Genomic DNA, 11,222 nt, shown 5'->3' on the forward strand with positions numbered 1-11,222 from the left:
GTGTGGACACATGGGAGGAGCTGCGCGCATTCCGCAGCCCTGTCACTTCCGGGCAGCGCAGCAAACGCCACCTGGCCGACGGGATTCCTGAAGCGCCCGGCGTCTACGTTTTCGAAGACGCCTCCGGCGACCCGCTGTATGTGGGGAAAAGCGTCAACCTGCGGGCCCGGGTGCGGTCCTATTTCACCGCCGCGGAACAGCGCGGGCGGATCAAGGAGATGGTGGGCCGGGCCGTCCGCGTGCAGCCGATCGTGTGCGCCACGGCCGTGGAAGCCGAAGTCCGGGAGCTGCGGCTGATCGCCGCGCGCAAACCGCCCTACAACCGGCGGTCCCGGCACCCGGAGCGCGCCCCCTGGCTGGTCATCACCGCGGAAGAGTTCCCGCGCCTGGCCGTCGTGCGGCAGGTGGGCGACAACTACCTGGGCGCCCTCGGGCCGTTCTCCAGTTCCCGGACGGCCCTGCTAGCCCGGGACGCCCTCCACCAGGCGTTCCCCGTGCGCCAGTGCACGCACCGCATCACCCCGCCCCGCCCCGATGCGGCCTGCGCGCTGGCGGAGATGGGCCGCTGCGGGGCGCCGTGCACCGGAGCCCAGTCGGCCGCCGAGTACGCCGCGCACGTCCAGGCCGTGGCCCAGGCGATGACCGGTGACGTGTCCGCGGTGGTGGCGGCCCTCACTGCGCGGATCGACACGCTCGCCCGCGAGCTGCGCTACGAGGAGGCGGCCCTTCACCGGGACCGGCTGTCGGCGTTCCTGGCGGCTGCGGTGCGCACGCAGCGGGTGCGGGCTCTCAGCGCGGTCCCGCACCTGGTGGCGGCCCGGCCTGCGGGGGCGGACTGGGAGGTGTGCGTGGTGCGGTACGGCCGCCTGGCGGGCAGCGCCCGCCTCCGTCCCGGTGCTGATCCGCACACGCTGCTGCGCACCCTGGTGCGCACCGCGGAGAGCGTGCCGCCCCCTGCGGGTGCGCTGCCGCGCGCGGACGCCGCGGAGACCGAGTGTCTGCTGCGCTGGTTGGAGGCGCCCGACGTCCGGCTGCTGGAGGTGGAGGGGTCGTGGGTCTCCCCCGTCGGCGGCGCGGAACGCTACCGGCAGTGGATCTACCGGCATACGCCGGCATAGATCCGGAGCTCCCCGGCAATACTGACAGACTTGGACCACCACAGGAGTTCCGCAGAAAGCAGGACACGGGGGCAATGGCAGGCATTCCACTCAGCGACGACTATCCGGTACGCCGGGTCCCTGTGGTCACCTACACGCTGATCGCCGTGAACGTGGCCGTCTACCTGCTGTCCCCCATGTCACTGCTGGCCGTCTGGTACGGGGCGCCGGAGTCCCGGGGCTGCGCGATCGAGGAGTACCTGCTGCGGTGGGCCGCTTTCCCCGCCGCGCTGCTCACCGGGACGCGGCTCACCGCTGAGCAGGCGGCCGCTTTCACGCCCTGCCCGCTCCCCTCGACGGTGATCTGGCCGGGCCTGTCCGCGGTGACGTCGATGTTCCTGCACGCGGACGCCTTCCACTTGACGGGGAACATGGTGTACCTGTTCGTGTTCGGCCCGTGCGTGGAGGACCGGCTCGGCAGGTTCCGCTACCCGCTCATCTACCTGGGCACCGGGGTGGCGGCGTGCTACGGGTTCTCGCTGGCGGAAGGCCCGGCTGCGGTGCCGATGGTGGGGGCCTCGGGGGCGATCTCCGGGGTGCTCGGCACCTATCTTGTGGTGCAGTTCCGCAGTAGGGTGACGACTCTGCTCTTCGGTATCCTCCCGGTGCGGCTGCCGGGTTGGGTGCTGGTCGCTACTTTTTTCGCGCTGGACTACCTGCTCTACCTGAGCAGCCGACTGTCTCCGAACGAGTGGCAGGACGGTGGCGTCGCCTACGCCGCACACGTCTACGGCTTCCTCACCGGCCTGGTTGTGGGGCTGCTCGTCTACCGCGTCCGCTGGGGAGCGGGCGCCCGCCTGTCCGACGTGCACTAGGGCCGTCGGGCTGTCATCCCTGAGGAGGACACGTGATCACCGCGATCGTGATGCTCAAAGTCGACGTCGGCCGCATTCCCGAAGTCGCGAAGACGATCGCTGACTTGGAGGGGGTGAGCGAGGTCTACTCGGTCACCGGGGAGATCGACCTGATCGCGATTGTGCGGGTGCGGGAACACCACGAGCTGGCTGAGGTGATCCCCAACCGGATCAACAAGGTGCCCGGGGTGCTCTCCTCCGACACCCACATCGCGTTCCACACCTATTCGCAGCACGACTTGGAGGCTGCGTTCTCGCTGGGCCTGTAGCGGCGGTCGGCCGCGGCCTGCCCCGCGCGGGCGGACCGCGGCCGGAATGTGTCCGGAAAACCGGTCAGAGCTGCTTGGCTCGGGCCTGGCTGCTCTCCACCCACGCGTCCAGTTTCGCTTTGGCCGCGCCGCTGTCCACGGCTTCCGCAGCCCGCTGGTACTGGGCGCGCAGGGTTTCGATGAGGGATCCGGTGACCCCCTCGGCGGCGGCGAGCGCCGCAGCCGCGTTGAGCAGGACCGCGTCCCGCACCGGGCCGGGGCGGCCGTCCAGGAACTCGCGGACGACGCGGGCGTTGAACTCGACGTCTCCGCCGCGCAGCGCTTCCGGGGTGGCCCGCGGAATGCCCAGGTCTGCCGGGTCCAGTTGCTCGTAGCGGACAGAGCCGTCGGCGACGATCCACACCGACGAGGTCGTCGTGGTGGTGAGCTCGTCCAGCCCGTCGTCGCCGCGGAACACGAGGGCGTTCACACCGCGCTCGGCGAAGACCCCGGCCATGATCTCGCACATGTTCCGGTCGAAGACGCCGATCGCGGAGGCGGTGGGCCGGGCCGGGTTGGTCAGCGGTCCCAGGAAGTTGAAGACGGTGGGCACGGCGAGCTCGCGCCGCGGCTTGGCCGCGTACTTCAGCGAGGGGTGGTAGAGCGGCGCGAAGCAGAAGGTGATGTCGACCTCTTCGGCCACCGCAACCGCGTCCGCGGGGTCCAGGTCGATGATCACGCCCAGCCGTTCCAGCACGTCGGCGGTGCCGCACGAGGAGGAGGCTGCCCGGTTGCCGTGCTTGACCACCCGCGCCCCGGCAGCCGAGGCGACGATCGAGGCCATGGTGGAGACGTTGACCGTGTGTGCGCGGTCGCCGCCGGTTCCTACGATGTCGAGGGTGGCGCCGGGGACGGAGATCGTCACCGCGTGGTCGAGCATGCCCTGGGCCAGACCCCGCACCTCAGCGACGCTTTCGCCCTTGGCGCGCAGCGCGATCGCGAACCCCGCGATCTGGGCGTCGGTGGCCGAACCGGACATGATCTCGTTCATTGCCCACTTGGTGTCGTCGGCCGTCAGAGAGGTGCCGTTCAGCAGTGCGCTGATCAGGTGGGACCAGGTTCGTTCACTCACGTGAGGATTCCTTGCTTCCTTGCTTTCACCGGTGGGGGACGGACACTTCGGAGCACAGGGCGCCGGGTGTGGTGGCCGGGCGCGGCAGGCGACGCCATCGGGCGGTGTCCGCCCCATGACGCAGTGCGTCAGCGAAGGGCCGGAGGAACCGGCCGCCGCGGGGTTCCGCGGCGGCGCTGGCGAGTGACACGGTCGCTGTTACCCGCTTCTTCCGGGCCTACTGGGTGATGGCGAGCTGACGGAGGCGTTCGCGCATCAGCTCGGCCAGGGACTCGGCCAGGGCGATGGGGTCGATGGGATGGCTGACGACCTTGTCCGCACGCGACCAGGCGGCAAGCCACCCGTCGTCACGGCGGCCGACGATGAGCAGGACCGGCGGGCACTCGAAGATCTCGTCCTTGACCTGCCGGCACAGTCCCATCCCTCCGGCGGGCCGGGCCTCGCCGTCGAAGATGGCCACGTCCACCTTGGTCTCTTCAAGGCGCTTGAGGACCGCAGGCGCGGTGGCGCACTCGACGATCTCGACCTTGGGCAGGTCGGCCGCGGGTCGGCGGCCGATTGCGAGGCGTACCTGCTCGCGGACGGAGGCGTCGTGGCTGTAAACGAGGACGCGCATCAACGCCGACTTGTCGGTTCCGGTGTTCGCCATGGTTACCGTCCTTACACTGGCCGGGGTGCTCTGTGCGAGCCTATCCCTCGTGGTGCTGGTGACGACGGGGTGCCGCCTCTCTCTAGTCTCTATTGGATACCTTGACCGAACCGATAGGGTCGGACCGAAAACGGGGGGCGGTCTCGCTGCTCCGACCGCTCCGGCGGGGCCCCGCCGAGTAGAACGAGTTCAGCGCCTTGACCGGCAGACACCCGCTTCTTGACCCCGTTACGGGGGGTCGGGGAACACCCCCTGTCAGATACCGCGATAATGCTTGCGTGGCGACAGTAACCGCGAATCAAGAGATAGGACCGACACCAGTGCATGGCGCTGCCAAGCGTCCTGATCTGGTGAGCGTTGGCACCATGGTGTGGCTGGCCAACGAGCTCATGTTCTTTGCGTCGCTGTTCGCGATGTACTTCACCATCCGATCAGTGACCAAGGGCAACCCCGACCTCGGGCCGTGGCCAGACGCGCATCTCAACATCGTGCTGTCCACGACCATTACGACTATTCTGGTGGCTTCGAGCTTCACCGCGCAGTTCGGCGTGTGGGCCGCGGAACGTGGTGACGTCAAGAAGCTCCGCAAGTGGTTCTTCATCTCATTCCTCCTCGGCGCGATCTTCATCATCGGCCAGGGGTACGAGTACTACGAGCTCATCGTGCACGAGGGGCTGACGATGCGTTCCAGCGCCTACGGCTCGATGTTCTTCTTGACCACGGGGTTCCACGGTCTCCACGTCCTCGGCGGCCTGTTCGCGTTCCTGCTCGTGCTGGGACGCACGTACGCCGCGAAGCGCTTTACTCACCAGCAGGCGACGAGCGCGATCGTTGTGTCCTACTACTGGCACTTCGTCGACGTCGTCTGGGTCGGTCTGTTTGCGTCCATCTACCTACTCCAGTGACCCGAACGGGGAAACCGTGAAATGGATTACCGCGCGACGACGGCATCCCCTGGCGGGGTATGTCGTCGTCATCGTTGCGCTGGCCTTTCTCGGGGTGGGCTACGCCTTCATCTCGCCCACCTCTAACCACGCCGTGGCTGACACCGTGGCTGCCGAGCAAGGCGAGGTCGACATCGCCAACGGCAAGCAGATCTACACGCAGAGCTGCATGAGCTGCCACGGCGAAGACGGCAAGGGCCGCACGAAGGAAGAGACGGGCAGTGCCGTTGCCTGGGGGCCCAGCCTGGAGGGCGTCGGCGCCGCGGCCGTGGACTTCTACGTCCGTACCGGCCGTATGCCGTCCGCTGACCCCAACGTCCAGATGCCCCGCCGGCCGCAGGTCTACTCCGACCAGGAGATCGCGGACCTCGCGGCTTACGTGGAGAGCGCGTTCGGTGGCGGTCCGGGCATCCCGTACGACGTTCCCGGCGACGCACCGCAGCGCGGAGAGTTCGGCTCCGACGCCGAGTACGAGGCGGCGCTGGCCGAATACGAGAAGAACTACGCCGCCTATGTCGGCGGCGGCGATGTCGAGACCGGTATGCGGCTGTACTTGACCAACTGCGCACACTGCCACAGTTGGTCGGGTGCCGGTGGTGCGCTCACCGACGGTCGCTGGGCTCCGGAACTCGACGAGGCCTCTCCGCGGGACATCTACGAGGCGATGATCGTCGGCCCCGGTGCTATGCCGGTGTTCAACGACGACACCATCAGCCCGGAGGACAAGCAGGCACTGATCTCGTTCGTCAAGAATCTGCAAGACGAGCCGAACGCTGGTGGCCCCTTCTCCCTGGACCGGGTCGGCCAGGTGGCCGAGGGGTTCATCGGCTGGACTATCGGCATCAGCCTGATCGTGGCGTGCGCGATCTGGATCACCGCGAAGCAGCGAGCCCATGACTGACAACACCAACCACAACGACGCCGATAAGTCCCGGGAACGGGTCATCGGCACCCCCACGAGCGAGGGTGCCACGTTGGCCACTGCCGAAGATGCCCCGCACCGCCGGCACGAGGGTCCGTACCCGGCTGAAGAGACCCATGTCCGTCCAGAGGAGGTGCAGCGGCGAGGGGAGCGGATGGCTTCGCTGTGGTTCCTCGTCGCGTTCCTCGCGGGCATCGGGTTCTTCGTCAGTTACTTCATGTTCCCGGCAAACAGCGACGGCACACCCTCGATCGCTGACCCGGAAACCGCCCAGTGGGCGAACATGCTGCTCGGCGGAACGCTCGCGCTGGCGCTGTTCAGCATCGGCGCGGGCATGACCGTGTGGGTCCGCCGAGTCCTGCCGCACTACGAGGTCTCCTCCCCCTACGACGAACTTCCTTCGTCGGAGGAGGAGAAGAGCTCCTTCAGTGAGTTCTTCATGCGGGGCGCCCAGGAGAGCGGTATTCTGAAGCGCCCGCTGCTGCGGCGCACCCTGCTGCTGGCCATGGTGCCGCTGGGACTGGCCCCGGTCGTGCTGCTGCGCGACATGGGTCCGCTCCCTGGCGACAAGCTCAAGCGCACCATCTGGCGCGACGGCACCTACCTGGTTGTCGAGGGTACGAACCGGCGCATCCGGGCTGAGGACCTTGTCCCGGGCAGCATGATCTCGGTGTTGCCCGAGCCTGACGACCCCGAGCACGGTCTGAGCATGAACGACCAGGCCGAGGCGGTCACCATCCTGATCAAGATGGACCCGAAGGACTTCGGTCCGGGGATGTCCCAGCAGCAGTTGGAGTGGACCCACGACGGCATCGTCGCCTACTCCAAGGTCTGCACCCACGTGGGATGTCCGGCCGCTCTGTACGAGCAGACCACGCACAGGATCCTGTGCCCGTGCCACCAGTCCACGTTCGACGCCGCGAACGGCGCAGCAGTGGTGTTCGGCCCGGCGCACCGGCCTCTGCCGCAACTGCCCATCAGGGTCGACGAGGAGGGCTACCTCGTCGCGGCCGGAGACTTCTCCGCCCCGGTCGGCCCCACCTTCTGGGACGCTGGAGTTGAGGACTGATGAGCGACAACCAGGCACCACAGGCGCCTAAGGCGCTGCGCGGCATCGGCAACTACATCGACGACCGCTTCCATCTCGCCAAGACCGCGGAGAAGAACCTGCGCAAGGTCTTCCCGAACCACTGGTCGTTCATGCTGGGCGAGATCGCGCTGTACTCGTTCATCATCCTGCTGCTCACCGGTGTGTTCCTCACGCTGTGGTTCAACCCCAGCATGTCGCACACCGTCTACGAGGGCTCGTACGAGCGCCTCCGCGGGGTGGAGATGAGCGAGGCGTACGCCTCGACCCTGCACATCACCTTCGACGTGCGCGGTGGTCTGCTGGTCCGGCAGATCCACCACTGGGCAGCGCTGATCTTCGTGGCTTCGCTGGTCGTCCACATGCTGCGGGTGTTCTTCACCGGGGCGTTCCGCAAGCCGCGCGAGATCAACTGGCTCATCGGCGTGGCGATCTTCTCGATCGCGATCGTCGAGGGCCTGTTCGGCTACTCGCTGCCTGACGACCTGCCGTCCGGCATGGGTGTCCGCATCTTCCAGGGTGTGCTGCTCGCGATCCCGGTGATCGGGACTTACCTGTCGTTCTTCATGTTCGGCGGTGAGTTCCCCGGCGAGGCGATCATTCCTCGCCTGTACATGCTGCACATCCTGCTGCTGCCGGGCATCCTGCTGGCGCTGATCGCAGCGCACTTCATCATCCTGTGGTACCAGAAGCACACCCAGTACCCAGGACCGCGCAGGACCGAGAAGCAGGTCATCGGTACGCCGATGTTCCCAGGCTTCGCGCTCAAGGCAGGCGGGTTCTTCTTCTTCACGTTCGCGGCCATCACGGGTCTGAGCGCGTTCGTTCAGATCAACCCGATCCACCTGTTCGGCCCGTTCACTCCGACGTCCATTACCTCGGGTCTCCAGCCTGACTGGTACATGGGCTTCCTGGAGGGGTCGCTCCGCCTGTTCCCCGACTGGTTCGACTTCGACATCGGCGGGTACGCGGTCGTGACCGGCGTGCTGGTCCCTGGCCTCGGCTTCATGGGCCTGCTCTTCGGCGGTCTGGCGATCTACCCGTTCCTGGAGGCGTGGATCACCGGGGACAAGCGGGCGCACAACATCGCCGACCGGCCGCGCAACGTCCCGGTCCGCACCGGCCTGGGCGCCGCCGGCATCACCTTCTACGGTGTGCTCTGGCTGGCTGGTTCGAACGACATCCTGTCGCACACGTTCCAGATCAGCCTGTTTGCGACCACGTGGATCTTCCGGATCGCCTTGATCGTGGGTCCGATCCTGGCGTTCATCATCACCAAGCGGATCTGCCTTGGTTTGCAGCGTCGGGACCGTGCGACCTTGGAGCACGGTTACGAGAGCGGCACCATTACGCAGCTCCCCGGTGGTGAGTTCATCGAGGTCCACAAGGAGTCCTCGCCGGAGACGGTCGAGGTGCTGCAGAGCGCCAAGTACCAGGGCTTCCGGACGGTGCCGCCGACCGTGGACGCCAACGGGGTGGAGTCTCCCGCTGCCCGCGGCTTCCTCGGCAAGCTCCGGATCCGGCTGGCCCACTGGTACACGAAGGACAACGTGTCCTTCGAGGACGTGGTGCCGCACTCCGCCTTGCACGGCGAGCAGCGCACCGAGGAGAAGGCCGGACAGCACTGACCGGCGTTACGCCGCCCACAGACCGGCTGAAGGCCCGGCAGGGGTTTCCCTGTCGGGCCTTCTCTTGTGCGCGCAGCACGCCTGGAGCGCGGCGGGAAGGGCGCGCTGTGGTGTGGGCAGTGGCCGGGGATGGCCGCGCAGCGACGAGAGGGCGCACCCTGGGGTTGCCGTGGGCAGGCCGGGGCAGGCCCCTGGGCGGCCCGCACCAGCGGCCGCCTGACCGCAGGACCGCGTTAACGCGCCCAGGATCGCGTTTCCCGACGCGCCAGGCCTTCCCTGAGGTTTCGGGCAGGGGGAAGGGGGAATACGCCCGCTGTGCCCGACTGAGACGCTTGCGCACCTTCTGGCACGAGAAAGGCCCCCGCCCAGCGGTGCGGGGGCCTTCGCCGTGTGGCGGTGCAGCCGACTCCTGCTTACTCTGCAGCTTCGGCCTGCTCTCCGATCGTGCCGTGGGGACGGCCCGGCGAGCCGGGTTCGTCGGTGCGGTCCGGCTCACCGAGGGTGCTGTTGGCCAGCCACTCCTCCCAGGAGCGCTGCCAGTAGCCCCAGCCGTTGTCGACTTCCAGTTCCCGGTCGGTGCCGACGACGATCAGCGGGTCGCCCATGTAGGAGTTCTCGTAGAACCACCGGGCGTCCTCGGTGCTCATGTTGATGCACCCGTGGCTGAGATTGGCCTGCCCAAGCGAACCGTTCCACGGTGCGGCGTGGGTGAACTCGCCACTGTTGGAGAAACGTACCGCGTAGTTGACGTCCACCCGGTAGTAGTCAGGGTGTCCTGGCGGAATACCGACGGTGGAGGAGTCCATGACCAGGTGCTGGTACTTCTCCATGGTCAGGTGGATGCCCGACGTGGTGGTGTAGGCCCGGGTTGTGCCCTTGCCGTTGCTGATGGGGAAGTCTTTGATCTGCTCCCCATCCCGGGTGACGATCATCCGGTGGGTGTCGTTGTCCACCTCGCTGATCTGCGACCGGCCCACCTCAAAGTTGAGCTGGTAGTTCTTGACCCCGTAGACGCCCTCGGCGGCCTGCACGCCCGCCAAGCGCATGTTGACGGTCACTTTCTGGTAGGGCTCCCAGTACTCTTCGGTGCGGAACACGACGGTCTGGTCGCCGAACCAGTTCCACGCTCCCTGGGTGGGTTTTTCCGAGATCACTTCGAGAGCCGCCTCAACCGCAGCCTTGTTCTCCACAGGCAGGTCGAAGTTGATGATGACCGGCATGCCCACACCGACGACGTCCCCGCTGACCGGGAAGTTCGACTGGATCTCCAGCCGCTTGCCGGGAGTAGCCGCGAGCGTGGTGAACTCGCTGGTGAACTCGGTGACGTCCCCTTCCGGGCTCTTCCCCTTGGCCACTACGGTGACCGTGCTGCCGGGGATCAGCGTCCAGTCGCTGACCCACTCGGTCTTGTCCTCGTTCAGGGTGCCGGTGATCGTGTCAACCTCGGACGGGCCTTCTTCCGACTCGTCGGAAGCAGTGTTCTCCGCCTCGGGAGAAGCTGAGGCCTCAGATCCCTCCTCGGGGAGAGGGGTCTGAATGACCTGGACATCCTCAATGGTTCCCCGGGTCGCGGTCACCGTAATGGGAGTGTCTGGCCTGACCTCGGTTTCCCCGTTCGCGGGAACAATGGTGAGTTCTGCGGTGGGTGACTCGTTGCGGACCCCACTGGCCTCTTCTGTACCGGAGCACGCCACGGTGAAGAGGAGGCTTGCCGCCGTCACTCCAACCCCAAGACGGCGAGCCGCCTGGATTGCTCTACCCTCCACTCGTGCGACCTCCAGTGTCTGATCTCGTCCGGTTAAACATGGTTCTGCCGTGATAGGACGCGTTGCCCGGCCGGAAAGTTTAAGGAAAAAAGCAAAAAGGGCCGTCGTTACGTGTCACAATTTCGACACGTACGCGGCCCGTGATCAGAAAGATATCGAAAGGGCGGCGTTCCGCGAAGGAAGCGCCGCCCTGTTTTGTTCTGGAATCGGTCTAGTGCTGGAATTCTCCGCGGTAGTACTCGAAGACCCAGCCGATGACGGTGAGCATGATCGCGAGGAGGCCGATCGCGGTCATCCACCAGCCGACCGCAACGCCCACAGCGGTGAACGCCACTGCCATGGCGACGAACAGCGGCCACCAGCTGTGCGGGCTGAAGAAGCCGTACTCGCCGGCCCCCTCCTCGATTTCCGCATCAAGCCGTTCCTCCGGCGGCAGGCCGTGGTAGTGCTCGCTGCGCCGGGCTGCCATGAGCAGCCAGAAGCCGACCATCCACCCAAAGCCGATGGCAATGGCGAGCGTGACTGTACCGGTCCACTCCACCTGGCCGGTGAGGTACCAGCTTCCCAGGGCGTAGATCACGGCGACCGCGCCGAAGAAGCTGGAAACACCCATGAACAGGAGTGCTTGAACTCGCATGGTGCTCCTTTTCTACTTCGTGCTCGCCGTGGCCGGCTCAGCGACCGCGGGGGTCGCCGCGTACGGGTGGTGCAGGTCGAAGGCGGGCCGCTCAGAGCGGATCCGCGGCAGCGAGACGAAGTTGTGCCGCGGCGGCGGGCAGGAGGTCGCCCACTCCAGCGAGCAGCCGTAGCCCCACGGGTCGTCCACGGTCACCTT

General features: G+C 66.9%; 11 protein-coding genes and 1 pseudogene. 7 read left to right on the plus strand and 5 right to left on the minus strand.

Features of this window, described 5'->3' with window-relative positions:
• From CW348_RS00050 to CW348_RS00060, 3 genes are all read left to right on the plus strand, one after another.
• Positions 1-1,118, plus strand: a 1,118-nt coding sequence (locus CW348_RS00050) for a DEDD exonuclease domain-containing protein (protein ID WP_287462247.1), incomplete at its 5' end; no start/stop codon positions are given.
• A gap of 74 nt (positions 1,119-1,192) precedes the next feature.
• The gene (locus CW348_RS00055; protein WP_011291473.1) at positions 1,193-1,972 is read left to right on the plus strand and encodes a rhomboid family intramembrane serine protease; all 780 of its coding nucleotides are present in this window, start codon (positions 1,193-1,195) and stop codon (positions 1,970-1,972) included.
• A 32-nt stretch (positions 1,973-2,004) separates the two neighbouring features.
• Positions 2,005-2,280, plus strand: a complete 276-nt coding sequence (locus CW348_RS00060) for an Lrp/AsnC family transcriptional regulator (protein WP_011291472.1) — start codon at positions 2,005-2,007, stop codon at positions 2,278-2,280.
• A gap of 64 nt (positions 2,281-2,344) precedes the next feature.
• Here CW348_RS00060 and trpD read toward each other — a convergent pair whose 3' ends face one another.
• The gene (gene trpD, locus CW348_RS00065) at positions 2,345-3,391 is read right to left on the minus strand and encodes an anthranilate phosphoribosyltransferase (RefSeq protein ID WP_011291471.1); all 1,047 of its coding nucleotides are present in this window, start codon (positions 3,389-3,391) and stop codon (positions 2,345-2,347) included.
• 217 nt (positions 3,392-3,608) lie between these two features.
• Complete coding sequence (locus CW348_RS00070; RefSeq protein ID WP_011291470.1) at positions 3,609-4,040, minus strand: hypothetical protein; 432 nt, start codon at positions 4,038-4,040, stop codon at positions 3,609-3,611.
• A gap of 350 nt (positions 4,041-4,390) precedes the next feature.
• On the opposite strand from CW348_RS00070, the gene CW348_RS00075 reads away from it, so the two are divergent.
• The 4 genes from CW348_RS00075 to CW348_RS00090 are packed head-to-tail and all read left to right on the plus strand — an operon-like array spanning position 4,391 to position 8,621.
• A complete protein-coding gene (locus CW348_RS00075; RefSeq protein WP_255266128.1) occupies positions 4,391-4,945 on the plus strand; it encodes a heme-copper oxidase subunit III in 555 nt (184 codons plus the stop codon).
• A 16-nt stretch (positions 4,946-4,961) separates the two neighbouring features.
• Entirely contained in the window at positions 4,962-5,885 is a 924-nt protein-coding gene (locus CW348_RS00080) for a c-type cytochrome (RefSeq protein WP_011291468.1), read from the plus strand.
• Positions 5,878-6,975, plus strand: a complete 1,098-nt coding sequence (locus CW348_RS00085; RefSeq protein WP_011291467.1) for a ubiquinol-cytochrome c reductase iron-sulfur subunit — start codon at positions 5,878-5,880, stop codon at positions 6,973-6,975. The genes CW348_RS00080 and CW348_RS00085 overlap by 8 nt, the downstream gene beginning before the upstream one ends.
• Positions 6,975-8,621: a cytochrome bc complex cytochrome b subunit gene (locus CW348_RS00090; RefSeq protein ID WP_011291466.1), complete on the plus strand. Its 1,647-nt coding sequence runs from the start codon at positions 6,975-6,977 to the stop codon at positions 8,619-8,621. Before CW348_RS00085 ends, CW348_RS00090 begins: the two co-directional genes overlap by 1 nt.
• A 413-nt stretch (positions 8,622-9,034) precedes the next feature.
• Here CW348_RS00090 and CW348_RS00095 read toward each other — a convergent pair whose 3' ends face one another.
• The 3 genes and pseudogenes from CW348_RS00095 to CW348_RS00105 form a co-directional block, all read right to left on the minus strand.
• Complete coding sequence (locus CW348_RS00095) at positions 9,035-10,342, minus strand: Ig-like domain-containing protein (RefSeq protein WP_016188459.1); 1,308 nt, start codon at positions 10,340-10,342, stop codon at positions 9,035-9,037.
• Between the two features lie 256 nt (positions 10,343-10,598).
• Positions 10,599-11,024: a cytochrome c oxidase subunit 4 gene (locus CW348_RS00100; RefSeq protein ID WP_011291464.1), complete on the minus strand. Its 426-nt coding sequence runs from the start codon at positions 11,022-11,024 to the stop codon at positions 10,599-10,601.
• Between the two features lie 12 nt (positions 11,025-11,036).
• Positions 11,037-11,222: pseudogene (locus CW348_RS00105) on the minus strand (cytochrome ubiquinol oxidase subunit I); the annotation flags it as partial.

It is taken from the genome of Thermobifida sp., from assembly GCF_017577275.1.
GTDB classification, from domain to species: Bacteria; Actinomycetota; Actinomycetes; order Streptosporangiales; family Streptosporangiaceae; genus Thermobifida; species Thermobifida fusca.

Bases quoted from the DNA above. Each gene is read 5' to 3' on its own strand.
- CW348_RS00055 (WP_011291473.1), top strand. From the start codon at position 1,193: ATGGCAGGCATTCCACTCAGCGACGACTATCCGGTACGCCGGGTCCCT.
- CW348_RS00070 (WP_011291470.1), bottom strand. From the start codon at position 4,040: ATGGCGAACACCGGAACCGACAAGTCGGCGTTGATGCGCGTCCTCGTT.
- CW348_RS00085 (WP_011291467.1), top strand. From the start codon at position 5,878: ATGACTGACAACACCAACCACAACGACGCCGATAAGTCCCGGGAACGG.
- CW348_RS00090 (WP_011291466.1), top strand. From the start codon at position 6,975: ATGAGCGACAACCAGGCACCACAGGCGCCTAAGGCGCTGCGCGGCATC.
- CW348_RS00100 (WP_011291464.1), bottom strand. From the start codon at position 11,024: ATGCGAGTTCAAGCACTCCTGTTCATGGGTGTTTCCAGCTTCTTCGGC.